At 29.4% G+C, this 25,440-nt stretch carries 30 protein-coding genes; 16 read left to right on the top strand and 14 right to left on the bottom strand.

Translation table 11 applies throughout. The annotated features are described in order from the left end of the window. Positions 1-14: 14 nt before the first annotated feature. Positions 15-266 carry a 30S ribosomal protein S20 gene (gene rpsT, locus PG912_RS11410; RefSeq protein ID WP_260586913.1) on the top strand — a complete coding sequence of 84 codons (252 nt, stop codon included), beginning with the start codon at positions 15-17 and terminating at the stop codon, positions 264-266. Between the two features lie 418 nt (positions 267-684). Here rpsT and rodA read toward each other — a convergent pair whose 3' ends face one another. The 7 genes from rodA to PG912_RS11375 form a co-directional block, all read right to left on the bottom strand. Next, entirely contained in the window at positions 685-1,962 is a 1,278-nt protein-coding gene (gene rodA, locus PG912_RS11405; RefSeq protein ID WP_275687627.1) for a rod shape-determining protein RodA, read from the bottom strand. Next, positions 1,943-3,826 carry a penicillin-binding protein 2 gene (mrdA, locus tag PG912_RS11400; RefSeq protein ID WP_275687626.1) on the bottom strand — a complete coding sequence of 628 codons (1,884 nt, stop codon included), beginning with the start codon at positions 3,824-3,826 and terminating at the stop codon, positions 1,943-1,945. Before mrdA ends, rodA begins: the two co-directional genes overlap by 20 nt. A 58-nt stretch (positions 3,827-3,884) precedes the next feature. Next, positions 3,885-4,391: a rod shape-determining protein MreD gene (gene mreD, locus PG912_RS11395; protein ID WP_275687625.1), complete on the bottom strand. Its 507-nt coding sequence runs from the start codon at positions 4,389-4,391 to the stop codon at positions 3,885-3,887. Then, a complete protein-coding gene (mreC, locus tag PG912_RS11390; protein WP_275687624.1) occupies positions 4,384-5,205 on the bottom strand; it encodes a rod shape-determining protein MreC in 822 nt (273 codons plus the stop codon). The genes mreD and mreC overlap by 8 nt, the downstream gene beginning before the upstream one ends. Before the next feature lie 17 nt (positions 5,206-5,222). Beyond that, complete coding sequence (locus tag PG912_RS11385; protein ID WP_260586907.1) at positions 5,223-6,251, bottom strand: rod shape-determining protein; 1,029 nt, start codon at positions 6,249-6,251, stop codon at positions 5,223-5,225. 81 nt (positions 6,252-6,332) lie between these two features. Next, complete coding sequence (gene purH / locus PG912_RS11380; RefSeq protein ID WP_275687623.1) at positions 6,333-7,859, bottom strand: bifunctional phosphoribosylaminoimidazolecarboxamide formyltransferase/IMP cyclohydrolase; 1,527 nt, start codon at positions 7,857-7,859, stop codon at positions 6,333-6,335. Positions 7,860-8,205: 346 nt separating this feature from the next. Then, positions 8,206-8,658 (bottom strand): GAF domain-containing protein, encoded by a 453-nt coding sequence (locus PG912_RS11375; RefSeq protein WP_275687622.1) that lies wholly within the window; start codon positions 8,656-8,658, stop codon positions 8,206-8,208. A 110-nt stretch (positions 8,659-8,768) separates the two neighbouring features. Between PG912_RS11375 and PG912_RS11370 the strand changes: the two genes are divergently transcribed. The 3 genes from PG912_RS11370 (at position 8,769) to PG912_RS11360 (ending at position 11,857) form a co-directional block, all read left to right on the top strand. Continuing rightward, entirely contained in the window at positions 8,769-9,179 is a 411-nt protein-coding gene (locus PG912_RS11370) for an HYC_CC_PP family protein (protein WP_275687621.1), read from the top strand. Positions 9,180-9,312: 133 nt separating this feature from the next. Beyond that, positions 9,313-11,484, top strand: a complete 2,172-nt coding sequence (locus tag PG912_RS11365; RefSeq protein WP_275687620.1) for a TonB-dependent receptor — start codon at positions 9,313-9,315, stop codon at positions 11,482-11,484. Position 11,485: 1 nt separating this feature from the next. After that, positions 11,486-11,857 (top strand): heavy-metal-associated domain-containing protein, encoded by a 372-nt coding sequence (locus PG912_RS11360; RefSeq protein WP_260586902.1) that lies wholly within the window; start codon positions 11,486-11,488, stop codon positions 11,855-11,857. A gap of 39 nt (positions 11,858-11,896) precedes the next feature. On the opposite strand, the gene PG912_RS11355 is transcribed toward PG912_RS11360, so the two are convergent. The 7 genes from PG912_RS11355 to PG912_RS11325 are packed head-to-tail and all read right to left on the bottom strand — an operon-like array spanning position 11,897 to position 18,242. Beyond that, positions 11,897-12,901, bottom strand: coding sequence for a pseudouridine synthase (locus tag PG912_RS11355; RefSeq protein ID WP_408648393.1), 1,005 nt, complete (start codon positions 12,899-12,901; stop codon positions 11,897-11,899). A 46-nt stretch (positions 12,902-12,947) separates the two neighbouring features. Next, positions 12,948-13,865, bottom strand: a complete 918-nt coding sequence (locus PG912_RS11350; RefSeq protein WP_275687619.1) for a geranylgeranylglycerol-phosphate geranylgeranyltransferase — start codon at positions 13,863-13,865, stop codon at positions 12,948-12,950. A 9-nt stretch (positions 13,866-13,874) separates the two neighbouring features. After that, complete coding sequence (locus PG912_RS11345; protein WP_275687618.1) at positions 13,875-14,801, bottom strand: mevalonate kinase family protein; 927 nt, start codon at positions 14,799-14,801, stop codon at positions 13,875-13,877. A 52-nt stretch (positions 14,802-14,853) separates the two neighbouring features. Further along, positions 14,854-15,348 carry a toxin-antitoxin system YwqK family antitoxin gene (locus PG912_RS11340; RefSeq protein WP_275687617.1) on the bottom strand — a complete coding sequence of 165 codons (495 nt, stop codon included), beginning with the start codon at positions 15,346-15,348 and terminating at the stop codon, positions 14,854-14,856. 12 nt (positions 15,349-15,360) lie between these two features. Continuing rightward, positions 15,361-16,446 (bottom strand): diphosphomevalonate/mevalonate 3,5-bisphosphate decarboxylase family protein, encoded by a 1,086-nt coding sequence (locus PG912_RS11335; protein WP_275687616.1) that lies wholly within the window; start codon positions 16,444-16,446, stop codon positions 15,361-15,363. A 34-nt stretch (positions 16,447-16,480) separates the two neighbouring features. Beyond that, the gene (locus PG912_RS11330; protein WP_275687615.1) at positions 16,481-17,191 is read right to left on the bottom strand and encodes a LytR/AlgR family response regulator transcription factor; all 711 of its coding nucleotides are present in this window, start codon (positions 17,189-17,191) and stop codon (positions 16,481-16,483) included. Then, positions 17,181-18,242 (bottom strand): sensor histidine kinase, encoded by a 1,062-nt coding sequence (locus tag PG912_RS11325; RefSeq protein WP_275687614.1) that lies wholly within the window; start codon positions 18,240-18,242, stop codon positions 17,181-17,183. The genes PG912_RS11330 and PG912_RS11325 overlap by 11 nt, the downstream gene beginning before the upstream one ends. A gap of 211 nt (positions 18,243-18,453) precedes the next feature. Between PG912_RS11325 and PG912_RS11320 the strand changes: the two genes are divergently transcribed. The 12 genes from PG912_RS11320 to PG912_RS11265 all read left to right on the top strand — a co-directional run bounded on the left by PG912_RS11320 (position 18,454) and on the right by PG912_RS11265 (position 25,382). Beyond that, the gene (locus PG912_RS11320) at positions 18,454-18,810 is read left to right on the top strand and encodes a MotA/TolQ/ExbB proton channel family protein (protein WP_275687613.1); all 357 of its coding nucleotides are present in this window, start codon (positions 18,454-18,456) and stop codon (positions 18,808-18,810) included. A gap of 24 nt (positions 18,811-18,834) precedes the next feature. Further along, complete coding sequence (locus tag PG912_RS11315) at positions 18,835-19,623, top strand: alpha/beta hydrolase (protein WP_275687612.1); 789 nt, start codon at positions 18,835-18,837, stop codon at positions 19,621-19,623. A 57-nt stretch (positions 19,624-19,680) separates the two neighbouring features. Continuing rightward, complete coding sequence (locus PG912_RS11310) at positions 19,681-20,088, top strand: tetratricopeptide repeat protein (protein WP_275687611.1); 408 nt, start codon at positions 19,681-19,683, stop codon at positions 20,086-20,088. Between the two features lie 64 nt (positions 20,089-20,152). Continuing rightward, positions 20,153-20,917, top strand: a complete 765-nt coding sequence (locus tag PG912_RS11305; RefSeq protein WP_275687610.1) for a serine hydrolase domain-containing protein — start codon at positions 20,153-20,155, stop codon at positions 20,915-20,917. Further along, a complete protein-coding gene (locus PG912_RS11300; RefSeq protein WP_275687609.1) occupies positions 20,839-21,474 on the top strand; it encodes a serine hydrolase domain-containing protein in 636 nt (211 codons plus the stop codon). The genes PG912_RS11305 and PG912_RS11300 overlap by 79 nt, the downstream gene beginning before the upstream one ends. 24 nt (positions 21,475-21,498) lie before the next feature. Next, entirely contained in the window at positions 21,499-21,852 is a 354-nt protein-coding gene (locus tag PG912_RS11295; protein WP_275687608.1) for a hypothetical protein, read from the top strand. Between the two features lie 3 nt (positions 21,853-21,855). Beyond that, the gene (locus PG912_RS11290; RefSeq protein ID WP_275687607.1) at positions 21,856-22,770 is read left to right on the top strand and encodes a DUF6624 domain-containing protein; all 915 of its coding nucleotides are present in this window, start codon (positions 21,856-21,858) and stop codon (positions 22,768-22,770) included. Positions 22,771-22,858: 88 nt separating this feature from the next. Then, entirely contained in the window at positions 22,859-23,614 is a 756-nt protein-coding gene (locus PG912_RS11285; protein WP_275687606.1) for an OmpA family protein, read from the top strand. A gap of 24 nt (positions 23,615-23,638) precedes the next feature. Beyond that, positions 23,639-23,872 carry a hypothetical protein gene (locus tag PG912_RS11280; RefSeq protein WP_275687605.1) on the top strand — a complete coding sequence of 78 codons (234 nt, stop codon included), beginning with the start codon at positions 23,639-23,641 and terminating at the stop codon, positions 23,870-23,872. Positions 23,873-23,895: 23 nt separating this feature from the next. Beyond that, a complete protein-coding gene (locus PG912_RS11275; RefSeq protein ID WP_260584922.1) occupies positions 23,896-24,180 on the top strand; it encodes a hypothetical protein in 285 nt (94 codons plus the stop codon). A gap of 79 nt (positions 24,181-24,259) precedes the next feature. Continuing rightward, on the top strand, positions 24,260-24,853 hold the full coding sequence (locus PG912_RS11270) for a hypothetical protein (protein WP_275687604.1): 594 nt from the start codon (positions 24,260-24,262) through the stop codon (positions 24,851-24,853). Positions 24,854-24,935: 82 nt separating this feature from the next. Continuing rightward, positions 24,936-25,382, top strand: coding sequence for a KTSC domain-containing protein (locus PG912_RS11265; protein ID WP_260584924.1), 447 nt, complete (start codon positions 24,936-24,938; stop codon positions 25,380-25,382). Positions 25,383-25,440 lie beyond the last annotated feature (58 nt).

The raw sequence follows: 25,440 nt of genomic DNA, 5'->3' as shown, positions 1-25,440 counted from the left end.
AAGAATCTAGTATAATGGCAAATCACAAGTCAGCAATAAAAAGAATTAGAAGTAACGACGCAAAACGTTTAAGAAACAAATATCAGCATAAAACAACTCGTAATGCTGTTAGGAGATTAAAAGCGTCTGAAGACAAGAAGGAAGCAGAAGGTATGTTTTCTACTGTTGTATCTATGTTAGATAAATTAGCAAAGAACAACATTATTCATAAGAATAAAGCAGCAAACTTAAAGTCTAAATTAGCTAAACACGTTGCAGCTTTATAAGACCTTTAAACTATTGCATTATCCCAAATAATTGAAATATATTATAAAAGGATTAAAATTTAAGACCTGAACAATATACTTATTGTTCAGGTTTTTTTGTTTGTAATATGAATGATTATTTATACTCAGATTTGGAATCAGTTCCAAAAAGGGATCATTCTCAAAAGTTGTGTGTGAATTGAAATTAAGAGTACGATTTTTGTATTTAAAAAGAATTAAGACTAATTGCTGGGGTTAATATATAAGAGGGAAAATTCTATGTTTTTCACACCTCTAAACTGTGCTCTAAAGGTTTTTCTTTTAACATTGAATGATGCTGATGAAGTATTTATACGATCAGTGCCAAAAGTTGTAGGATTTAATAATTATCTATTTTAAGCCCCATTTTTGATTCTTAAAAAGAACTATTATTTCAGCTTTACCAATCGTATTTTCTGTGAGCATCTAGGCGAATAAAAATAAATAGTAGCAGGGTAAATCCCCATAAAGATGAACCTCCGTAACTAAAAAAAGGCAAAGGAATACCAATAGTAGGTAATAAGCCTATAACCATACCAATGTTTACTATTAAATGGAAAAAGATAATAGAAGCGATACCATAGCCATATATTCTTCCAAACTTATTAGTTTGCCTTTCGGATAAATAAATAATTCGGTATAGTAAAAACATAAAGAGAATTATTACAGAAGAACTTCCTAAAAATCCCCATTCTTCCCCAACGGTACTATAAATATAATCGGTTTCCTGCTCAGGAACAAACTTACCTTGAGTTCTGTCTCCTTGTAAAAAACCTTTACCTAATAAACCTCCTGAGCTAATTGTTAATTCTGATTGGTAGGTGTTGTAACCTTTATTCTTAAGATCTGTTGTTTTTCCTAATAGAATATCAAATCTGTCTTTTTGATGAGGTTCTAATATGTTATCGTAAGTATATCCAATTGCGAAAATAAACAAACTGGTTAATAAATATGTACTTATTATTTTAAAGGCATTAAAACGAATAAAACGTTTGTCTTTATAGAATCCGTAAATGATTGCTAGTGTAATAATTGCGAAGCAAATTATAAGAACCGAATTTGCTCCAAAATAGATGGTTGCTATAAACAGAATTATAGATGTTGCCCCAAATACTAAATATACTAAACTTAATCCCTCTCTGTTTAAAACAAAAAAGAAAGCAAAATAAATTAAAACAGACCCCATATCTGGCTGTAAGGCAATGAAAAAAGCAGGTAAAAATATTACGATAAATGTTTTTGCTTGATTTTTAATTAGTTTTAAGTTGTATTTACGATCACTCATCAATTTAGCGAGTGCTAATGCGGTAAAAGCTTTCGCAAATTCTGATGGCTGTAAGCCGATGCCTCCAAAGTTGTACCAAGATGTTGCGCCGTTAATTTTTTTTCCGAAAACAAAAACTCCTGCTAATAGGAGTAAAGAAAATATGTATAAAACACTTGCAAATTGTTCGTAAAACTTAGAATTGAAAAATAAAATTAAAATAATAACGGGTACTGTTAAGCATATAAATATTAATTGCTTTCCGTATTTGGTAGAAAAATCGAATATTTCTCTAGTGTCATCTGTAGATGAGGATGCGTAAATATTCATCCATCCAAAACCAACAAGTATGATGTATATAAAAACAAGCATCCAGTCGATGCCTTCAAAAATGTTATTTCGTTCCTGGCGCAAGGGTATCTTTCTTTTTAATTAATTTGTCATACTCTTTCTGAAGACTCATATTAATCATGCGTTCTTCAAGATATTTTTTAGTAACTGAACCTTTAATATATTTTTCTATCATTAGGCTTGTTATCGGAGCAGCTATTGTTGAGCCATAACCACCGTTTTCAATATAAACAGCCATGGCTATTTGTGGGTTTTCTTTTGGTGCAAAAGCGATTAAGATGGAGTGATCTTGTGCTTGTACTTTTTTACCATCAATAATTTTAATTTTATTTTCGGCAGTTCCTGTTTTTCCACAGATGTCAATTCCTTTTATTTGATACCATTTTGCAGTTCCGTATGTAAAAACCTCGTGCATTGCATCAATTGCAATAGGAAAATGCTTCGGATCGATAGTTGTATTTCTACGGGTTAAATAAACTGAATCTATAACTGTTTTATTATCAATTTTCTTTACAATATGTGGTGTGTAAAAATAACCTCTGTTTGCAATTGCAGCTGTCATATTTGCTAATTGCATTGGGGTGGTTAATATTTCACCTTGTCCTATTGAGTTTGAAATGGTATAGGTAGAATGCCATCTGTTTTTATACCATTTGTTGTAAAATTCGGCATCAGGAATTTTTCCTTTTCTTCCTGCAGGTAAATCATAGCCTAAATAATTACCTAAACCAAAGCTTTCGATGTGCTTGTTCCAGTTATCCATGCCTTCTTTTGGATTACCTGTTTTATCTATAATTTTTTTATAAGTGGTAGCAAAATAACTATTACACGATTTGGCAATTGCTGTTTTTAAACGGATTCGCCTTCCTGTAATTCTACAATGACATTTCATGAATTCATTTTTACGTTTTCCGTAACGATATCCATGATGACAATACACTCCAAAATTTTTATCAATAACTTCTTCCTGTAAACCAATTAAACCATTGAGGATTTTAAAAGGAGAGCCAGGAGGGTACATTGCTTGTAAGCCACGATCAAAAGTTGGCATGTTAATGGTGTCATTAAAAAGTTTTCTTGAATTGGGTGATCTTTTTCGTCCCACTAATAAGTTAGGGTCATAAGAGGGCGCGGTAATAAGTGCAAGAATTTCACCGGTTTTGGGTTCGATTGCGACAATACCACCTCTTTTTCCTTTCATTAATAATTCTCCATATTGTTGTAATTCACTATCAATAGTTAGTGTTAAATCTTTACCTGTTACCGCAAGTGTATCGTATTTTCCTTCTTTGTAAGAGCCGGTAATTTTATTTAAATTATTTCTTTTAAAACGTTTTTTACCTTTAACGCCTCTAAGAATTGTTTCATATTGTTTTTCTACGCCAAGTTTTCCAATTAATTCTCCTTGTTCGTAGTAATTATTTGTTCTTGCTTTTCGTTCATTTACTTCAGCAATAAAACCTAAAATATTAGCACCAGTTTTAATTGGGTAATCTCTAATAATACGTTTCTGAATATAAAACCCCTTGTATTTTGGTAACTTTTCTTGCAAATACGCAAAGTCTTCTTTTGCTAATTGCTTAAGGAATTTTGAAGGAAGCCAACGTGCAAATTTTTCAGCTTTTTTAAAACGTTTTTTAAAATCTTCTTTAGTTATTTTTAAAAGTGAGCAAAACTCTGTAGTATCCAAAGGCATTACGTCTTTAGGAACTACCATTACGTCGTATGATAATTGATTTGCTACTAGTAACTTTCCGTTTCTATCGTATACATACCCACGTTCAGGATAATCATATTCAATTTTAATAGCAGAACTTTGTATCGGATTTAGGTTTCCTCCGCGAACAATTTGTAGCTGAAATAATCTAACAATGTAAATTAATCCAACAAGTGTAATTAAAAATATAAGTAAGAAACTTCGTTTCATTTATTATTCTTTGTCGTTTTTAAGGTCGAAAAGCAACAATTATCACCAAACGAGTACTTTAGGTTAGTTTTTTTCTAAAAATAAAACTTCCTAGAAAATACAAGATTAATGTAAATGCACTTGAATAAATTGTGGTTATCAACACTTTTGATAAATTGTAAAAACTAAAATTAATCAAACTAAATAAGATGAAGTGGTGAATGAGTGTTAAAATTACAACATAATTAAAAACTTTACCAAATGATTCGAGTCTTAAATTGAATAATAAAAAATCGGTTTCGTTTTTTTTAAATATAGCTTTAATAAAAAAGAATCTTATATAGGCAATAAATAGTATTGAAAACGCATGTATTCCGCCTGAGTTTGAAAATGCATCAACACATAATCCAAGTAAAAAAGCAACACTTAAAAAAGGGATTCTATTTGTTTTTAAAGGATATAAAAAGATAAAAGCAATGTATAAGTATGGGTTTATATAGCCTAAAAATAAAATGTTATTTAGCACAAGAACTTGTAGTAGTAACAAGAAAATAAATAGAAATATGATATAAACGGTCTTATTCATTTTGTTTCTCTACTCTTTTTATTTCCTCTTTATTAAGGTTTGTGATTATATAAGTGTTCCTTAGGTTAGACATGTCGTTAAATAATTTAACTTCAATTGTATTAGAGGCTGATAGTTTTTCTGGAATCTCACTAATGGTTCCTATTAAAATTCCTTTAGGAAAAATAGTTGATTTACCTCCAGTAATAATAGTATCTCCAATTTTTAAAACTGCTTGACGTGGTATGTCTGTTAATTGAACAGTGTTATAATTTTCCCCATTCCATTTTAACGTTCCATAATAATTACTGTTTTTAAATCCAGCATTAATATTGCTTTTTGTATTTAAAATAGACTGGACTCTTGCAAATTCCTGGTCAACATTATCCGTTATTCCAATAAGTCCTTTACTGTTAGCAACAGCCATTTCTGTTGTAATTCCATGTTTTTTGCCTCTATTTATAGTGATGAAATTATTAGGCTTATTGTAAGAGTTGTTTATTATTTGACCATTAATATATAAAAATTTTTGATTAGTACTTGTGATATTAGCACTCGTATTTATGGTATCAATAGCTGTGTAAAGTTGTTCTAATTTATTTTTTAAAGCAGTATTTTCTTCAAAAAGGGCTATGTTTCTTTCTTTTAATTTAAAGTATTCTGAAAGGTCAGAAGATTTTTGATAGAAACCACCTGTAATAAAATTAGTAGAACTGATGAGCTTGCTTTTGTGAAAAGCATGATTGTTAAAGATTAATGCAACAGCAATAATTTCGAGAAAGAGAAAAAACAAAAAGGTTTTATACCTCCGAAAGAAATAAATAAGCTGTTGCATAAAAAATCATTCAAAATTTATTTGATCAATACAGATTTGTATTTTTCAAGGTTTTTTAAAGCAATACCTGTTCCACGTACAACTGCACGTAAAGGATCTTCAGCAATATAAACAGGTAAATCTGTTTTTCTAGATAAACGTTTGTCTAAACCTCTAAGCATAGAACCTCCACCAGCTAAGTATATACCTGTGTTATAAATATCTGCCGCTAATTCAGGAGGTGTTTTAGATAGTGTTTCCATAACAGCATCTTCAATACGTAATATCGATTTGTCTAATGCTTTTGCAATTTCTCTATAAGATACTTGCACTTGTTTTGGTTTTCCGCTTAATAAATCACGTCCTTGCACCATCATATCTTCAGGTGGATTGTCTAAATCTTCAGTTGCAGAACCTATTTGTATTTTTATTTTTTCAGCAGTAGTTTCTCCTACATGTAAATTATGTTGTGTACGCATGTAATACATAATATCGCTTGTAAATAAATCACCTGCAACTTTTACAGATTGATCACAAACAATACCAGCAAGTGCAATTACAGCAATTTCTGTAGTACCACCACCTATATCAATAATCATGTTTCCTTTAGGCTCCATAATATCAACACCAACACCAATTGCAGCTGCCATTGGTTCAAAAATTAAGTAAATTTCTTTGGCATTCATATGACGACCCGAATCAATAACCGCACGTTTTTCTACCTCTGTAATTCCAGAAGGGATACAAATAACCATTCGTAATGAAGGTGGGAAAAAACGCTTTTTGATAGCCGGAATTTGCTTTACAAATTCTTTAATCATTTCTTCGGATGCCTGAAAATCTGCAATTACTCCATCTTTTAACGGACGAATAGTTTTTATGTTTTCGTGAGTTTTTCCTTGCATTCTATTTGCTTCATGACCAGTAGCAATAATTTTACCAGTCAATCGGTTACGAGCAACAATAGAAGGGTTGTCGATGACAACTTTACCATTGTGGATGATCAGTGTGTTTGCAGTTCCTAAATCTACTGCAATATCTTCTGTCATAAAATCGAAAAATCCCATATAAACGCCGTTGTTTTTACTTATTTTAATGTATTCTCACAAATCTATGAAAAAATATGTGGTATTTTACATTGAATTTAATTAATGTTTAAAATGTCTTGTTCCTGTAAAAACCATAGAAACATTGTTGTTGTTACAATAATCAATACTTAATTGATCTTTGATAGAACCTCCTGGCTGAATTACACTTTGTATTCCTGCGTTATTTGCAATTTCTACACAGTCTGGGAAAGGGAAGAAAGCATCACTTGCCATAACCGCGCCTTTTAAATCGAAATTAAAACTAGTTGCCTTTGCGATTGCTTGTGTTAACGCATCAACTCTGCTTGTTTGACCAGTTCCACCAGCAAGTAGTTGTTTGTTTTTTACCAAAATAATCGTATTCGATTTTGTGTTTTTACACAGTTTTGAAGCAAATAATAAATCATCTAACTCACTTTCAGATGGTTTTGTATTTGTTGGGTAAGATAAATCTTCTAATTTATCAGTAATATTATCTTTATCTTGTATTAAAACTCCGTTTAAAGCAGTTCTAACAGTTTGTGTTGGTAATGCTACTTCTTTCTGAATTAATAAAACCCTGTTTTTCTTTCCTTTTAAAATGGCTAAAGCATCTGCATCGTAAGAGGGTGCAATAACTACCTCACAAAATAATTTATGAATTTCTTCGGCAGTAGCTTTATCAATTTTAGTATTTGATATTAAAACGCCTCCAAAAGCAGAAGTAGGATCACCTGCTAAGGCATCTACATAGGCTTGGTGAATTGTTTTTCGCTGTGCAAATCCACAAGCGTTATTGTGCTTTAAAATAGCAAATGTTGGTGCTTCACCCGAAAATTCGTTTATTAAGTTAACTGCGGCATCAACATCTAAAAGATTGTTGTAACTTAATTCTTTACCGTGTAGTTTATCAAACATCGCCTCTAAATCACCAAAGAAATACCCTTTTTGATGTGGGTTTTCACCATATCTTAAAGTTTTAGAATTGGTTTCACTTGCTTTGTATACAACTTCATCTTCATTAAAATAATTAAAGATAGCCGTATCGTAATGAGAAGAAATATTAAAAGCTTTCGCTGCTAATTTTTTTCTATCATTAATTGATGTATTTCCGTTACTCTTTGTAATAAGGCTTAAAAAATCACTGTACTGCTCCATTGAAGAAACAAGTACTGTATCTTTAAAGTTTTTTGCAGCTGCGCGGATTAATGAAATTCCTCCGATATCAATTTTTTCAATAATATCTTGTTCAGGAGCTCCAGAAGCTACTGTTTTTTCAAAAGGATATAAATCTACAATTACTAAATCTAATTGAGGAATATTATATTCTTGCATTTCTGCAACATCACCTTCATGATCTTGACGATTTAAAATACCACCAAATATTTTTGGGTGTAATGTTTTTACGCGTCCTCCTAAAATTGAAGGGTATGAAGTTACTTCCTCAACAGGTACTACGTTAATTCCTAATTCTTGAATGAATTTTTCTGTTCCTCCGGTAGAATAAATAGTAACACCTAGCTCGTTAAGTTTTTTTACAATAGGGGCTAATCCGTCTTTATGAAATACCGAAATAAGAGCCGATTTAATAGTTTTTGTATTGCTCATTGTTGTTGTGTTGTTAAGCAAGCAAAGCTACTAAAACAGTAAGGGTTACACAATAATTATTTTGGCTTATTACTAAACAAAAACACCACCAAATCCCTAAGAGGTTTGGTGGTGTTTTTTTCATGAAAAATGTAACAATATTATTCCGCGTTTTCTAAGAAATCATGAAACCATAATGTAAATTTTTCTAATAAAGATTTTTGATTTTTTGTACGAGAGTTAGGATTGCCTAACACAGCGTAAGAGGGATATTCTTTGGTGCTCATAATTTAGGGGATTATGTGGGGTTAAATAAGAATACAAACCTAAGGATAAAAAACCTAATAATCAAACGTTTACGTGAAATTTATATAAAAGAAGCGACTTTTTTACAAACATACTCTAATAATTCTTCGTCATTTGCTGTAAAAGGGTTAACAGTATGAGAGTCAATATCTATTTGACCAATGTTCTCGTTGTTAACAAAAATCGGTATTACAATTTCAGATTTCACCTTCCAACCACAAGAAATATAATTATCTTGTTCTTTAGTATCTTGTACTACGAAATTTTCATTACTAACCGCAACTTGCCCGCAAATACCTTTTCCGAAAGGAATAATTGTGTGCTCAGTAGGTTCTCCATTAAACTCTGCTAATTTAAGTTCTTCTTTATCGCCATTTTTAAAGTAAAAACCTACCCAATCGTAATATGAAACTTCAGCAGCTAAGTAATCGCAAATTTGCTGTAATTTAGCTCCTTTAACAGCATTACTTTCAGTTATCTTATCTATATTGTTTTTTAATTCTTGTAAATTCATTGTAAATGAGTTTTATAATCTTATTCGTAATTTGAATTAAGAGTTTACAAAAATAGTTTTAACAATTGTTTTAAAAAACAAATTTTTAATTTTTCGTATCTTTGCATTCAATGAAACAAGTATTTACTAAAATAGTAACCATAACATTAGCCTTTTTGGTGTTGTTTTCTACCTTTTCTTTTACGGTGGCTAAGCATTATTGTGGCGACTTTTTAGTGGATGTTTCGTATGTTGGAGAAGCAGGTAGTTGTAATAAAGATAAGAAAGACGATTGCGGAACTGTAATAAAGAAAAAGAAGTGTTGTAAAGATGAAGTCTCTCAAATTGATGGGCAGGATGATTTACAGAAAGTTACTTCAGAAAAAATAAGCTTCAAGGAAGCTAAATTTATTTTATCTTTTTGCGCTTCTTCTAAATTATTGTTTCAAAGTTTAGAGAAACAATCTTTAACTCACCAATATTATTCTCCGCCTGATTTAGTTTTAGATATTCAGGTGCTTCACGAAGTGTTTATCATATGATTTTATAATTCTTTTTAATAAAAACGAATTGTAAAACTTAATATGATATAAAATAATGAAAATAAATATATTCAGTATTTTAATACTGATATCTAGTGTCACCTTTTCACAAGAAAAGTTTAAAGGGATGATTATGGATAAAAACGAGCCTAAAGATAATTTAGGTGTTTACGGCGCAAGTGTTCATTGGTTGAATACAAATGTAGGCGTAACAACAAACGAAAAAGGATGGTTTACAATACCATATCAGCAAAATAATAAGAAATTAGTTATTAGTTTTGTAGGTTTTAAAACGGATACAATCATGATTAATTCGTTAAAACCAATCCATCATTTTTTAACAGAAAGCAATACTTTAAAAGAGATAACTGTTAAATCTAAAAAAAGTGCTACGCAAAAATCGTATTTACAAGCTCAAAATGTAATGATGATTAATAGTGCCGAATTGTTAAAGGCAGCTTGTTGTAATTTAGCAGAGAGTTTTGAAACCAATCCGTCAATAGACGTTAATTATTCTGATGCATTAACAGGTACAAAGCAAATTCAAATGTTGGGTTTAACGAGTCCGTATTTGTTAATTACGCAAGAAAACATTCCATCTATAAGGGGTGCATCACAAGCATTCGGGCTCTCTTTTACCCCGGGTACTTGGGTAGAAAGTATTCAAATAACAAAAGGAGCAGGTAGTGTTGTAAATGGTTACGAAAGTATTTCTGGACAAATAAATGCCGAATTAGTTAAGCCATATACGAATCACCGATTTTTTGTAAACGCCTACGGTTCAGCTGGAGGTAGAATGGAATTTAACACGCATTTAAACCAAAAAGTAAGTGACAAGTGGCAAACTGGCTTATATGTTCACGGTAATTATAGAGGTGAAAAGTTTGATAAAAATGAAGATAATTTTTTAGATAATCCGCTAGCAAAACAAATTAATATCATGAATCGTTGGCAGTATGTAGATGCGCAAAAAGGATGGGTGAGTTTTATTAATTTTAGATATTTAGATGATCAGAAGCAAGTAGGTGAAGTTGATTTTAACCCTGATACAGATAAAGGGGCTACTACTGTTTGGGGAAGCGAAATTAAAACAAAACGTTTTGATACTTCTGCTAAATTAGGGTATGTTTTTCCTGATTTACCTTTTCAGAGTATGGGAATACAGGCTGCGTATAGTAATCATAAACAAGATTCTTATTTTGGATTAAGTAATTATAATATTCAGCATCAAAGTTTTTTTAGTAGCTTTATTTTTAATTCAATTATCGGTGATACTAGAAATAAATTCAAAACAGGACTTAGTTTTACTTATGATAAATATGACGAGTTTGTAAACGTTACTACGGCAAATAATTATGACCGTAAAGAAAATTCTGTTGGTGCTTTTTTTGAATATGCTTATGATAATGCTGATGATATAAGTATAACTGCGGGATTAAGAATTGATACACATAATATATTAGGAACTTTTGTAACGCCTCGTTTACATATTCGCTATGCGCCTTGGGAGCAAGGAGTGTTTAGAGCCTCAATAGGAAAAGGAAGAAGAAGTGCTAATATTTTTGCTGAAAACCAACAATTTTTTGCATCTTCAAGACAAGTTAATATTGATGATGTAGGAGGGAAAGTTTATGGCTTAAATCCGGAAACAGCTTGGAATTATGGAATATCGTTTTTGCAAGGTTATAAATTGTTTGGCAAAAAGGGAGATATTACTTTTGATTTTTATCGTACTGATTTCGAAAATCAAGTTGTGGTAGATTGGGAAAATCCGCAGGAAATATCTTTTTATAATTTAGACGGAAAAAGTGTTGCTAACAGTTTTCAGTTAGAGGTAAATCAAAATATAGTGCCGTATTTTAATACCCGTTTTTCATATAAATACTACGATGTAAACACGGATTTTAAATCAGGGAATTTAGATAAAGCATTACAGGCAAAACATCGATTTTTTGCAAATGTTTCTTATGAGACAGAGAAGAAAGAAAACGATTCACATTGGAAATTTGATGTTACTTATAATTGGATAGGAAAACAACGTTTGCCAAACACGCAGTCAAATCCAGCTCAATATAGATTACCAGAATTTTCAAAAATTTATAATTTATTAAACACTCAAATAACAAAAGTGTTTTCTAAAAAGTTTGAATTATATGCGGGAGCAGAAAATATAACAAACTATAAACAAAAAAATCCGATATTAGGAAGCGATAATCCTTTTGGTTCAAATTTTGATACCACAATTATATATGCGCCCGTATTTGGAAGTAATTATTACGCAGGTTTAAGATTTAAAATAGATTAAGATGAAAAAAATAGTATTAGTAATAGCGGTTTTGTTGATGAGTATCTCTTTATCAGCACAAAAAAAGAAGAAAAATGCCAAAATATCTATGGATGTTGATGGTGTTTGTATGATGTGTAAAGGACGTATTGAAAAGGCAGCTTTAAATAGTAAAGGTGTAAAATACGCGCAATGGAATGTGCAAACGCATGAGTTAAAATTGATTATTGATGAACGTAAAACGGATGTTAAAACGATTCAGCAAAATGTAGCAAATGTTGGTCATGATACAAAAGCAATAAAAGCAACAAAAGAAGCTTACGATGGTTTGCATCCTTGTTGTAAGTATCGAAGTGAAGAAATACAAGATGATCATAAAAAAGAAAAGAAGTAAATAAAAAAATCCCGAGTTTTAAACTCGGGATTTTTTTATTTATAACATTTTTAATGAATTAACTTCTAATTCGGTTAACTCACGCCATCTACCACGAGGTAAATTACGTTTAGTCATGCCTGCAAAAACAACACGATCTAGTTTTGTTACTGCATATCCGAAGTTTTCAAATATTTTACGAACAATTCTGTTTCTTCCAGAGTGTATTTCAATACCAACTTCTGTTTTTCTTTCACCTTCTACATAAGAAACGGCATCAATAAAAACTTTTTTGCCTTCAATAATAACATCACCACGTAATTTATCTAAATCAGATATTGATAATTTCTTATCTAATGAAGCATGATAAAGTTTACGTACATCATGTTTTGGGTGTGTTAATTTCTTAGCTAACTCACCATCGTTTGTAAACAATAACAAACCAGTAGTGTTTCTATCTAATCTTCCAACAGGATAAATACGTTCTTTGGTAGCGTTATCTACAAGTTCCATAACTGTTTTACGACCACGATCATCCTCCATGGTAGTAATATAGTTTTTTGGCTTGTTTAATAAGATGTAACGTTTTTGTTCGATAGAAATTAATGTTCCGTCGAAACGAACTTCATCGGTAGGTTGTACCTTGTAGCCCATTTGTGTCATTAATTTTCCGTTTACAAAAACACTTCCGTGTTCAATATAAGTATCGGCTTCTCTACGAGAACAAATTCCTGAATTAGAAATGTACTTGTTTAAACGAATTCCTGCAGTATCATCATTGCTTACTTGCTTAACAGCTGGTTTTCTAGCATCACTTCTAAACTGTTTTTTATTATCCGAAGAACTAGTTGCAAACCTTGGTTTTTCCGATGATTTTCTAACGGGTCTATCTGTTCTTTCAGTTCTCTCAGGTTTTTCAGTTCTGTCTGATCTATTTCTGTTAGATCTATCTGAAGAACTTCTGTCAGATCTAGAAGATGTTCTATTTCTGTCAGATGATTTTTTTTCACGAGGATTGCTGTTCTTGTCAGCCTGTCGTCCTCTCGACGAGTTTTTTGAATTCATAATTAAATTTTAAAAAGGGTGCAAATGTACGGTAATTATTTGATTTCTAATCTAAAACGATAACTACTTTGTCTAGAATTAAAGACTTATCAATAAAAAGTAAACTAAATACTCCTATTAACAATAGTATCTTTAAAATGTTGTGCAATAGGCGATATTGATTCGTTTTTGTTGCTTTCCAAGTGTAAAAACCTATAAATAACAAAACAAAAGCTGCTAAGTAAAAATAATATTTCATGTACTCGATTGCAGGGTAGTAAAATAAAACACCTATCGGAATTAAGGTTAAAATCATTAATAAGATGATTAACTTTTTGGTGTTTTTTTCTCCGTATTTAACAGGGAAAGTAGTGTAGTTATTTATTATGGCACCTTTAATGTTTTCTAAATTTTTGATTAATTCACGAATCATTATAATTAGAAAAAGAAAGATTGCATGCACAAAAATTACTTTCGAAAAATTTTTAAAATGTACAAAAACTACAAAAAAAGGAAGTATTGTTAAAACAGTAACACTTAGTAAGCCTATAAAAGGATGTTTTTTTAGTTTGTGTGAATAAAACCAAATTCCGAATATATATATAGCAAAAAAGAAAGCAGCTCTCCAAGATACTAGCCAGCCAAAACCAAAACCTATAAAGTTTAAGGCAAAGTATAAAGATAGTTTAGTTTCTTGTTTTATGTAAGAGTCTAAGTTCGACTTTATAGGCCTATTTATTTGATCAGATTTTTTGTCGTAAAAATTATTAATGATATATCCTGCGGCTACAGTAGCTACCGTAGCAATTACTAAGTAAAGTAAATGCCAATCGAAAAGTACTGGTTTTACAGATTTTTGATCAGAGAAAATAAAAATAGCAGCCAAGTATTGGGCTGCTATTAGTACTAAAATGTTATAACCCCTAACGACTGATAGTAGGCTAAATATTTTTTTAAAAAATGTATTTATTTTTAATGCATTCATGGTCGCACTTTAAAATCGATACACCAATTCTAATTTATAATCTTTTAAGCTTGTTTGTGCTTTTTCATAATCTTCAGTGAAACCTAAAATATAACCACCACCACCAGAACCACAAAGTTTTAAGTAGTATTCGTTGGTTTGAATTCCTTTTTCCCAAACTTTATGAAAAGCAGAAGGAATCATTGGTTTAAAATTTGTTAAAACAACTTTCGATAATTTTTTTACGTTACCAAATAATGATTTTATATCGCCTTGTAAGAAATCATCAATACAAGCATCGGTATGTAAAGAAAATTCTTCACTTAACATTCTTCGGAATCCTTCGTTTTTCATCTTATTCATAAAGATGTTTACCATTGGTTCTGTTTCACCAACTTGTTCAGAATCTAATAAGAAAACAGCACCTTTTCCTTCTTTTTGAGATGGAATACCTGCAGGCTCAATATGTTCTTTCGAGTTGATTAAAATAGGTAAGCTTAAATAAGAGTTTAAAGGGTCTAGTCCAGAGCTTTTTCCATGAAAAAAAGATTCCATTAAAGAAAAAACTTGTTTTAAAATTAACAGTTTATCACGTGTTAAGTTTTCTAAAACAGTAATTTTATTGTTTGCATATTGATCATAGATAGCAGCAACTAAAGCTCCTGAACTACCTACACCATACCCTTGTGGTATAGATGATTCGAAGTACATGCCGTTATTAATATCATTTTTAAATGAAAGTAAATCAAAAGAAACTAAATCAGTATTTAAAATACTTAAGTATTGATAAAACTTAATTAAATTATCATTTGATTTTTTAGCTTCGCCAGTTAAATTACTAGCAGATTTTAACACTCCTTTATATGAGTTAAAAGGAATCGCTAATCCTTTGGAGTCTTTTATGATTCCATATTCTCCAAAAAGTAAAATTTTAGCGTAAAATAAAGGTCCTTTCATAGTTGTTTTTAATTACTTAGCAAAAGTACAAGTAAAAGAGCTAGTTTACAAACTAGTATACGTTTTTGTAGAAAGTCTTCCAAACACCAACTTTTTCATTGTCTCGATACTTTCCTTTTGTTTCTATTTTTCCGTTTTTATAAAAGGTTTTCCAAACACCATTTCTTTCACCTTCTGTGTATTTTCCTTGTTCTTTAAGTTCTCCTGTTTCATAAAATACTTTGCGTACACCATCTAGTTTTCCGTTGATGTAGTTTGCTTTATGAAAGTTCTTTCCGTTTGCGTGATAATACATTACTAAACCATCAAATACTTCTTTGTTGGGAACTTTATTAGTGCTGTATCCTTCCATTTGAATTTGCCCGTTTTTATAGTAATCTACAATCCAAAAACCTGTTTTTATTTTTTTAGGCGATGGCCTGTAGTATTCATGATTCTCTTTAGAAGTCTCTTGCCAATTTTTGTCGAACCAAATAGTATCTTGAGCGTTTATTGTAGTTGATAAAAACCCAATAAACATAACTATTAATAATGTTGAAGTTTTCATAAGATTAGAAATTTAAGGCTGTAAGAATTTTGCTCCAAAACCCACACTATCACAAATATACTGATTTTTTTGGCAGTAAGTTGCTAACGTGTTCTTAATAAATAGCTCAATTTCAGTCTTTTCAGCGTTTGGGTAAAGTACATGTACGTTTGCTCCAGCATCAAGAGTAAAACAAATATTACTGTTATTTTGCGCTCTGTATTCCCAAATTTTATTAATAACTTCTAGCGTATTTGGTTTCATTAAAATAAAATACGGATTGCTTGTAAGCATCATTGCATGTAGTGTTAACGCTTCACTTTCAACTAAATTGATGAATTCTTTAATTTCCCCATTTTCAAGAATCTTAGATAGCTTTGCTAAGTTTTCATTTGCTTGTTTAAAACGTTGTTCGGCATACGGATGATTGTGCATTAAATTATGCCCTACGGTGGATGAAACTTGCTTTTCTCCCTTGTCAACTAAAAGAATAGTATCGCAATAGTTTTCGAAAATAGGGTGAATTTCATTAGGAAATTTCACTCCAAATAAGTCTGAACTACCTTTTATTTCAGGGTGTTCTCCCCAAACTACCAACGAGCCTTCTACACTTCTACTAGCGCTACCAGAACCTAAACGAGCTAAAAAAGAGGCTTTTTTATTAATAAATTCATCTGTTAAATCAGGGTTTAATTCTTTTTCTAAATTTAATAAACACATTGCTATTGCGCTCATTCCACTTGCTGAAGAAGCAATTCCGCTACTATGAGGAAAAGAATTTTTAGAAGAAATTACCATTTTATATTCTAAAATATAAGGACAGTATTGTTTAATTCTTTCAAAAAAGTTGGTGATCTTTGGTTTAAAATCATCTTTCTTTTTCCCTTCAAAAAACAACTCAAAATCAACCTTATTAGAATTGGTTTTTTTCTCAAAATCGATTGTTGTAATTGTGTGACAATTGTTAAGTGTAAAACTGATAGATGCATTTTTAGGGATTTGCGGATTGCTTTTTCCCCAATATTTTACCAATGCAATATTGCTTGGTGTTTGCCAAGTTGCGGATAAATTAACTATTGTTTTACTTGAAGGTTGAAATGCGAATTCTGATGTATTCAAAGGTTTAAAATTTGGTGTAAAGATAAAATTTAGACTACACTTTTGCTAATTTTTGTAAAACGGATTCTTTATAGCTTCTACTTATTGGCAATGCTTTTTTACCAATTTCAATAAATTCGTTTGTATATGACGTTATTTCATTTAAAGAAACCGTAAATGATCTATGTATTCTAATAAAATTTATTGAAGGTAATTTACTTTCAATATTATTCATGGTTTCTCTTGTGATAATAGTTTGGTTAGAAGTAAAAATTTTAACGTAGTCACCTAAGCTTTCAATGTATAGGATGTTGTTGAAGTTTATTTTTACCATTTTTCTATCAGCTCTAACAAACATAAAATCATTAGAAACTTGTTTTATTACTTTTTTGGTAGTTTTAGTAATTTGTAAATCGAATACTTTTTGAACTGCTTGAAAAAAACGATCAAATGAAATTGGTTTTAATAAATAGTCAACTATATTTAAATTGAATCCGTCAACAGCATAATCTCTATAGGCAGTTGTGAAAATTATTTTTGATTTTTTATCAATTATTTTTGCCAAACTCAAACCTGAAATTTCTGGCATATTAATGTCTAAAAAGAATAAATCGATTTCTTCAGTTTGCATAAAGTTAATTACTTCAGAAGCATTCTTACACATTTTTATCAATTCTAAATCTGGTGTTTTTTCAACAAAAGAAGCTATTATTTCTCTAGCCATAGGTTCATCGTCAACAATTACACAACGTAGTTTATTCGACATTTTTTAAAGGCGTTTTTAATTCAATTTTAAAGGTGTTTTCTGTTTTAGAAATATTTATATAAAACATTGTTTTATATAGCATTTCTAGTCTTTTTTTTATGTTTTCTAACCCTATCCCTTTTTTGTTATTTAAATTATTTTTAGTTGAGTTTGTTATCTCAAAAGATAAATTATTTTTAGTTGTTTTTAATATTATGGTTACTTTTAAAATTCCGTTAATTTGGCTTCCGTGTTTAAAAGCATTTTCAACAAAAGGTAATAATAACATTGGCGAAATTTCTATATTTTCTTGATGAATTTTTTTTTCAAAAATCACATTTAAACTATCTTGAAACCTCAATTTTTCTAATGAAATATAATCTTCAATATGTTTAATTTCATCATTTAGCAATACCAAAGGTTTATCTACTTGATATAAAATATAGTCTAATAAATTAGATAATTTTAAAATCATATCCGGAGCATCATCAGATTTTTTTAAAGCAAAACCATACAAAGTGTTTAATGTGTTAAACAGAAAGTGTGGATGTATTTGCATTTTTAAGAACTTTAATTCTTGTTCTTTTAGTTGTAATTGAGTTTTTAGAAATTTATTTTTAAGATCTTCGTTTTTTAAAGTTGATTTATAGTTATTGATAATTAACCCTACACTAATCACAATAAAAACAATAAAATATACGCCTAAAACTATAAAGAGAAACCCCTTAGTGATAGGAGATGTTCCTTCAGTTTTAAAAGTATTGGAAAAAACTAGACCATATAGTATTGATAAAACAATAAAAAAGGAAGAAACAATAAGTGTGTAAAAAGTATATAAAATAAACAGTTTTTGTTTGTTATCTAATAGGTATTTTGGAATTAAGAAAAATAAAAAAAAGTAGCTAATACTTATTGTAATAGGCATTAAAAATAGCGAAAACCGATTTACATATATTGTATTTTGACTTCCGTAGCCTAAAAAATAATTGTAAAAAAAGTATACAGCTACCCAAAAAAGAAAATGGATGGCTATTTTAATAGTTAGTTTAAATAATTGTTGTTTTTTTTTCATTTACCTGCAATATCTGCTTTTTAGAAAAATAAAAACGTTTTTTTGAGTTGAAATTCAAATGTTTGTAGGTAGAATACCAATTTTACTATTTTACAGAAAACAGTTTTAAAGTAGTTGTTTTAAGGTTTTTTCTTTACAATCATCGAAATTAAGTTAAAGCAATGACCTTTAAAAGTACTTTTGAGATATAATAACCTTAAAAACAAAAGATATGAACTTCTTATTTTTTAATTTATTAAATGATGGCGGATCAACATTTATGTATCCAACTTTACTAATGCTTATTATCTGTATTGTATTACTTGTTAAAGCATTTTTAAAGAGTAACGAAAACGAAAAACTAATATCATTAGTTAAACACATTAGTTTGTTTGCTTTAGTTTGGGGTTTTTTGGGGCAAATGGTTGGCATAATAAGTACTTTTGATAGTGTTGAGTCTTTTGGAAATGTGTCTCCAGGTATATTGGCAGACGGAATAAAAATAGCGTTATTAAATCCTGTTTTTGGAATGTTCGTATTCTTAATTTCTAGGCTCGGTCTTATCGGTTTAACATTAAAGAAAAAGTAGAAAAATAATTTTAAAAGCAATTTAATGAAAACGAGAATTTTAATTGTTGGTATTTTCATATACCTAATATTATTTCCAATTATAGCTTTTTCTCAAGCTCAATATCTAACCCAAATAGGAAAAACAGATAGTATTTATTCGAAAGCATTAAAAGATAAACGAAAGTTTTGGGTTCAGTTACCTGATAATTTTAATGAAAACAGAAAATACCCTGTTGTATATGTCTTAGACGGAGAAACACATTTACCTATAGTTTCTTTGGTGCAGAATTACTATTCAGGAGGTTTTATTCCAGAAATGATACTTGTTGGTATTTCAAATCAACAGTATAGAACAAGAGACTTAACTATTTCAAAAATTAAAACAAGGCAAGGGAGTACTTATACTCAAGAAAACGGAGGAGCTGGTAATTTCATTAAATTTATAAAAAAAGAACTAATTCCATATATCGAAAAAAAATATCCTGTTACAAATTATCGAACCTTAATTGGGCATTCTTTTGGGGGACTTTTTGCTATAAATACGTTAATTCATCATCAAGAATTATTTACGAACTATTTAGCAATTGACCCTAGTTTAGATTGGGATCATCAAAAATTAGTAAAAGAAGCAGCTGTTTTATTGAAAAAAAACAGCTACAAAAATAAATCTTTATTTATTTCTTTAGGAGGTCCTTTGCACATGCAGCGCAGTGACATTACGATAGATAATATTGTAAATGATAAAAGTGATTACACGTTATTTGGGAGATCTAATTTAGAGTTTACAAAAATTGCAAAAGAGCATAAAAAAAACGGTTTAAAAACAATATGAAAATTTTATGAAAATGATTTTCATGGTACAATATCGTTTCCTTCAATAAAAGAGGGGTTGATTTCATTTTTTAAATGGTATGAAATAAAAGATACTCATAAGTTTAATAACCCTGAAACTTCAACTGAAGACTTGCTAAAAATTATTAAAAATCAAGAAGAAAGATATTTAAAACACTTCGGATATTTTACACCGCCATTTGATGAAGAGTTGTTGATAATGTCTGGATATATGTTTTTAGATATGAAACAGGTTGATAAGTCCTTAACCTTTTTTAAACTTGCAACAGAGTATTATCCAGATAGTGCAAATACTTTTGATTCTCTTGCTGATTATTATATTAGACAAAAGGATTACAAAAAGGCTTTAGAAAATGTAACCAAAGCTTATCAAATCAGTAAAAGTGAATTTCATTTAAAAAGAATGAAGGAGTTTAAAGATAAATTAAAGGGTCTTAAGCCTTGATGCCAGGTAATTAAGTTTTTAAAAACTCAAAGAACTACATTTATTAATTATTAAAAATAAACAGATGAAAAAGTACACCATTTTTTTAATAGTATTCTTATGCTCAATTTTTATTGAAGCTCAAATTCCGCAGAAAGAAAATTTAGATAATTTATTAAACTCTTTTGAGTCTGAATATAAGGCAATGGGGACGGTTTCTATTGCCGAGAAAGGAATTACAACATATCAGAATTCTATTGGGTTTTCTAGCCTTACTTTGAACAAGAAAGCAAATGAATATACAAAGTATAGAATTGGTTCTATAACAAAAACATTTACAGCAACTGTTATTTTACAATTAGTCGATGAAGGTAAAATTAAATTAAACACGTTGTTAAAAGAGTATTTTCCTGAAATTCCAAATGCAAATAAAATAACAATTGAACATCTTTTATATCACAGAAGTGGTTTGTATAATATTACAAAAGAAGAGGGATTTCATCTTTGGATAAATAAAGCTAGAAGTAGGAGTGAAATGTTAGAAAAAATGATTCAGAATGGAGTTGTTTTTGATCCAAATGCAAAGAAAGAATATTCAAATACAAACTATATTTTATTGTCTTATATAGCAGAGAATATAGATAAAAAAGCTTTCGCTGAAATATTGCAGAAAAGAATATTGCAGCCTTTAGGTCTTGTTAATACTCATTTTGGAAAAGAAATAAACCTTAATAAAAATGAAGCAACTTCTTATTATTGGACAGATTCAAAATGGATACCTATAACTATAGAAACGAATTTGAAAGGCCAATGGGAGCAGGAGCAATTGTATCAACATCAAAAGAACTGACAGTTTTCTATAATAATTTATTTACAGGTAAATTACTTTCAAAAGCATCTCTTCAAAAAATGACCTCTCCTAAAGATGAAATGGGAATGGGAATTTCTGTAATTAATTATAAAGGATTACTTGTTTACGGGCACGATGGAGGAATAGATGGATTTCGTTCTATGGCGGTTTACATTCCTACAAAGAAATTAGCAATGGCTTTTACGTTTAATGCATCTAGAGTTTCTTCTACGGGAACTATAATACAGCTTTTAGAAACTTATTTTAAAAATGATAAAAATCTTCAAAGTAAATCTTTAATAAACCTTACATCATCGAGTTTAGATAAGTATTTAGGGGTTTACAGCGGAAAAACATTTCCAGCAAAAGTAACTTTTACAAAAAAAGGCAATATTTTATTTGCTCAAGCTACTGGGCAACCAATTTTTAAATTGATTGCTGTTAAAGAAAATGTTTTTAAATATGATGCCATGGGAATTGTATTTTCTTTCGATTCAGGCGGAGAAAATGTATCTGTTAAATTCGGTGGAAAAAACCACCTTTTATCTAAAGAATAATTAATAACTTAAATATTTATACTTATGAGAATGCCTTTATTAGATTTTTTAGCAAACGGAGATTTAAAGTTTGTGATTGTTTTATATATTTTTTTAATAGCCTCTTTTGTTTTTTTCTTTAAAAAAATGAAAGAAAAAGAAAATCAAGACTTCTATAATTTAAAAATCAAAAAATTGGTTACTTGGAGTTTGTTAATTAGTTTTTTTTCACTTTTATTAGGTCTTTTACATAGTTTTTACTTCGTGTCTAAAGCAGGAGGAATTGCTAATAACTTGCTTTTTGGAGGTTTAGCAAATATGTTAATTACACCTACATTGGGAGTTGTAATAGCCATGATTATTAAATTATTATCAACACCAATATTATCTAAAAAATAATTTATGAAAAAACTTTTATTTGTAGTTATTACCGCACTCTCATTGTCAATATTCTCTCAGAATAAAGGCGATGATTATAGAAAAGAAGGAGATTTAGAGAAAGCAGTTGTAGCATATAAGTTAGATTTAAAAGAGAGTCCTGATGATTATAATAATGCATATAATTTAGCTTGTGCGTATGCTTTAATGTATAAAAAAGATAGTGCTTTTCATTATTTAAATAAAGCGTTAAAAAGTAACAATTCTTTATGGGCTTTGGCTGATAATGATTTATTATCATTAACTGATGATGTAAGATGGAGAACTATTGAAGAGCAGCAATTGGCAAAATATCAAAAAGAGAAAATGAATTTGCAAAAACCAATATATACAAAGCAATTGTTGAGGTTGATTATGAAAGATCAATCTTTAGATTATCAATTAGATATGGCGAAGCGTTATTTTATGAAAAACTCTAAAGCTCCGCATTGGTATTACCCTATAGCTCAGATGAAAAAAGAAATTATTGAGGATAATTTTGTTAAAATGGAAAAATTAATTTCTAAAAATGGTTGGCCAACTTATAGTACAGTTGGTAAGCTTGCTGCCGATGGTCCGTTATTGGTAATTAATCATCATGAAAAAGAAGAGATAAGAATTAAGTATTTATCTAAGATTAAAGGAGCTTGTTTAAAAGGAGAGGGAAGTTGTTTTGAGTATGCAAAAATTCAAGATAGAATTTTAGTAAACACAGATAAATTACAACTCTACGGAATGCAATTTACATATGATGAAAATAGAAACTTAGTTCCTTTTCCTATTAACGAGCCTGAATATGTAGATGAGCGAAGAGCTATAATAGGTTTAGTTCCTCTAAAACAATACTTAAAAAGGAAAATAAATTACGATTTTAAGGTCAAGCAAAAGAAGAGTAATTAAAATTTAACTCGTTGTTTTTTAAAACACCTATTTCATTCATTTGAAATAGGTATTTTTGTTATGAAAATTGCTAAAGAGAAATAATCTTATGAAAATAAAAATAATCTTGCTGTTAATTGTATTTATAAATGCAACAGTTTATTCTCAAAAAAACAACACTTATAAAATATTTTTTGACTCTAATGAATCTGATATTGATTCAGTGCAAATAAAAAGAATAGATAGCATAAAAGATAAATACAGTTCAAAAAAAGTAGTGCTAAATTTAGTTGGATATACAGATGAATTAGGTAGTAATAACTATAATTTAATTCTTTCAAAAAAAAGAGTTAATGCTGTTAAAAAACTATTTAAGGGTTATCGAATTTTAAAAAGTAAAGCAGGAGGTGAGTTGAAAGGAGTTACTTATAATAACAGAAAAGTTTTAATTGAAGTAATTCAGGGGATTGATGAAAAAAGAATAAATAACTTTACGAAATTAAGGTTAGGAGATGAGTTGGTTTTAAAAAACGTATTATTTTTACCTGGTACAGATTCTTTTGAAAAAAGCAGCACTAAATCATTAGCCGAACTATATTTGTTTTTAATAGAAAAGTCTAAAATAAAAATAAAAATAACAGGTCATATTTGTTGCCCTAAAACAGATAATCCTAAAGAAGATGCTTATAATTCATTAACAGGGAAAAGAAATCTTTCAGAAGCCAGAGCAAAGAAAGTTTTTAACTATTTAATAGATAAAGGTATTCGTAAAAGTAGACTTTATTATAAAGGGATGGCGTATAGAAAACCTTTAGGAAAGGAAGATAAATATAATAGAAGGGTTGAAGTGCAAATTATACGCTAATTTTGCAATTTACAAATGATCATAATGAATAGAAAAATAAAATTAATATGGGATTTTAAAGGCTCTGATGGATTAGCAACGGCAAAGCATCATTGCATTCATTTAAAAGAGTTTGCCCAAATAGATGGTTTGGCTTATGATGAGGTAAATCATACAGCGCTTAATCCAATGCATGCCATTGCCTTTATAATAGTTGATGAAAGTATTATGAAAATTTTTAGAGATGCTTTAAAACCTCACAGAGGAGAATTAGCTTAATTAAACTTAAAAAAAATAGAATTATGTTTTTAATAAATGCCTTAGCAAAACCAAAAAAATCATCAGAACATTATGATGAAGTTGTAGGAGCTTATGTAAGTTTGTATATTGATTATAAAGATATCGAAGGAGCGCTTAAACTTGCCAAACATTATATAAAAGATGAAGGTTGGAAAGTATCTGAAATTGAAGAAGAATATTTTACGTTAGATTCTGCAGATGATGTTGATGAAGATCAAAAAGAGTTTTACAATGAAGCAATAGAATACGGTTACACCATTGTTTTTAATTGTTACGAAGAGGAATAATCTTTGTAAATAAGATTCATGAAAATAACCTATCTTTCACTAAAATTATTTTAATGAAAGATAGGTTTCTTTTTTTACAGTGTTTTTAATATGCTTTACTGCAATTGCACAGCATAAATTTTCTACTTACACTGCGCATAAATCAATTACTGAGGCTATTCGGATAAATAACGAGTTGATAGCAGGGCGTACTTCTTTTTTTGAAAAACAAGCGTCGAAAAAACCATTAATGTTTCAAAAAACTAAAATTAAAATAGCGGAATTTAATAGGTTGTCAAATAACTTATCAAAATATATTGAAACACTCCAAAATGAAGCAAATACCGAACAGGTTTTATATGAAATGTTAAACGATGATTTTTATAAAAATATCCTTTTTGAAAAAAGTGACGGTTTAAGTTTTAAAGGAGAGAAATTAAAAATTAAAATAGATAGTTTGTATAATTATGTTATTAAAATAAATGTACATAAACTGTCTCAAATATCTAATTTTTCGAACGAACATTTTAAAACGAGTGATGTTTTTTATGATTTTGATGAAAATGAATTAGATTATTTTGCATATCGTTTTTATGATAGATCTAATTACGGAATTATGATGGCAATGAACTGTTTGCTTTTAGATGTAAAAACATTTCAGTTATTGTATTTTGGTACAGTTATGAGTTATTAAATGTTTTTTTAAAATTTAAATAGCTTTCTGTCTCATATTCAGATATTTTAAGTAATTTCGCGGGCTAAATTATTTCATACAAATGAAACGTATTAAAGAATATAAAAAGCTTTTTAGTGTTGAAGGAGCTATCGATTTAAAGGACTTGAAAAAAACGTACCGAGGATTGGTAAAAGAATGGCACCCAGATAAATTTCAGGAAGAAGAAAAGAGATTAGAGGCAGAAGATGTAAGTACTAAAATTATTGATGGTTATCATTTTTTAGTAAGTATTGCTCCTGAAACTAAAGAGGCACATGCAGCAGCATATCATACAACTATTACTGAGTTTAAAGTGGCTGATTATCACCATAAAAGCATGTTGTTAGAGGTTACTTTTACTGACGGAAATACCTACGAGTATTTTGGAGTTACTAAAAAAATGTTCTTGAAGTTTTTAAATGCCAAGTCGATAAATAATTTCGGGAAAAGAAACATTTTTAATTCTTTTACCTATAGAAAATCAATGAAAGCGTCAGCTACAGTTTAATATAAAATTAAACGATATTATTAAAAAAGACCATTTGCTAAAGATAGTAAATGGTCTT

The organism is Tenacibaculum retecalamus (assembly GCF_027941755.1).
Lineage (GTDB): Bacteria > Bacteroidota > Bacteroidia > Flavobacteriales > Flavobacteriaceae > Polaribacter > Polaribacter haliotis_B.
This window is presented reverse-complemented; position numbering and strand designations above follow the sequence as displayed.

Bases quoted from the DNA above. Each gene is read 5' to 3' on its own strand.
- PG912_RS11295 (WP_275687608.1), top strand. From the start codon at position 21,499: ATGAGAATGCCTTTATTAGATTTTTTAGCAAACGGAGATTTAAAGTTT.
- PG912_RS11275 (WP_260584922.1), top strand. From the start codon at position 23,896: ATGTTTTTAATAAATGCCTTAGCAAAACCAAAAAAATCATCAGAACAT.
- PG912_RS11375 (WP_275687622.1), bottom strand. From the start codon at position 8,658: ATGAATTTACAAGAATTAAAAAACAATATAGATAAGATAACTGAAAGT.
- PG912_RS11385 (WP_260586907.1), bottom strand. From the start codon at position 6,251: ATGGGATTTTTCGATTTTATGACAGAAGATATTGCAGTAGATTTAGGA.
- mreC (WP_275687624.1), bottom strand. From the start codon at position 5,205: ATGCAACAGCTTATTTATTTCTTTCGGAGGTATAAAACCTTTTTGTTT.
- PG912_RS11355 (WP_408648393.1), bottom strand. From the start codon at position 12,901: ATGAATTCAAAAAACTCGTCGAGAGGACGACAGGCTGACAAGAACAGC.
- PG912_RS11365 (WP_275687620.1), top strand. From the start codon at position 9,313: ATGGATAAAAACGAGCCTAAAGATAATTTAGGTGTTTACGGCGCAAGT.
- PG912_RS11300 (WP_275687609.1), top strand. From the start codon at position 20,839: ATGGATACCTATAACTATAGAAACGAATTTGAAAGGCCAATGGGAGCA.
- PG912_RS11280 (WP_275687605.1), top strand. From the start codon at position 23,639: ATGAATAGAAAAATAAAATTAATATGGGATTTTAAAGGCTCTGATGGA.
- PG912_RS11330 (WP_275687615.1), bottom strand. From the start codon at position 17,191: ATGTCGAATAAACTACGTTGTGTAATTGTTGACGATGAACCTATGGCT.
- PG912_RS11350 (WP_275687619.1), bottom strand. From the start codon at position 13,865: ATGAATGCATTAAAAATAAATACATTTTTTAAAAAAATATTTAGCCTA.
- mrdA (WP_275687626.1), bottom strand. From the start codon at position 3,826: ATGAAACGAAGTTTCTTACTTATATTTTTAATTACACTTGTTGGATTA.
- PG912_RS11315 (WP_275687612.1), top strand. From the start codon at position 18,835: ATGAAAACGAGAATTTTAATTGTTGGTATTTTCATATACCTAATATTA.
- PG912_RS11325 (WP_275687614.1), bottom strand. From the start codon at position 18,242: ATGAAAAAAAAACAACAATTATTTAAACTAACTATTAAAATAGCCATC.
- PG912_RS11290 (WP_275687607.1), top strand. From the start codon at position 21,856: ATGAAAAAACTTTTATTTGTAGTTATTACCGCACTCTCATTGTCAATA.
- PG912_RS11285 (WP_275687606.1), top strand. From the start codon at position 22,859: ATGAAAATAAAAATAATCTTGCTGTTAATTGTATTTATAAATGCAACA.
- PG912_RS11265 (WP_260584924.1), top strand. From the start codon at position 24,936: ATGAAACGTATTAAAGAATATAAAAAGCTTTTTAGTGTTGAAGGAGCT.
- PG912_RS11340 (WP_275687617.1), bottom strand. From the start codon at position 15,348: ATGAAAACTTCAACATTATTAATAGTTATGTTTATTGGGTTTTTATCA.
- PG912_RS11360 (WP_260586902.1), top strand. From the start codon at position 11,486: ATGAAAAAAATAGTATTAGTAATAGCGGTTTTGTTGATGAGTATCTCT.
- PG912_RS11345 (WP_275687618.1), bottom strand. From the start codon at position 14,801: ATGAAAGGACCTTTATTTTACGCTAAAATTTTACTTTTTGGAGAATAT.
- mreD (WP_275687625.1), bottom strand. From the start codon at position 4,391: ATGAATAAGACCGTTTATATCATATTTCTATTTATTTTCTTGTTACTA.
- rpsT (WP_260586913.1), top strand. From the start codon at position 15: ATGGCAAATCACAAGTCAGCAATAAAAAGAATTAGAAGTAACGACGCA.
- PG912_RS11370 (WP_275687621.1), top strand. From the start codon at position 8,769: ATGAAACAAGTATTTACTAAAATAGTAACCATAACATTAGCCTTTTTG.
- purH (WP_275687623.1), bottom strand. From the start codon at position 7,859: ATGAGCAATACAAAAACTATTAAATCGGCTCTTATTTCGGTATTTCAT.
- PG912_RS11320 (WP_275687613.1), top strand. From the start codon at position 18,454: ATGAACTTCTTATTTTTTAATTTATTAAATGATGGCGGATCAACATTT.
- PG912_RS11305 (WP_275687610.1), top strand. From the start codon at position 20,153: ATGAAAAAGTACACCATTTTTTTAATAGTATTCTTATGCTCAATTTTT.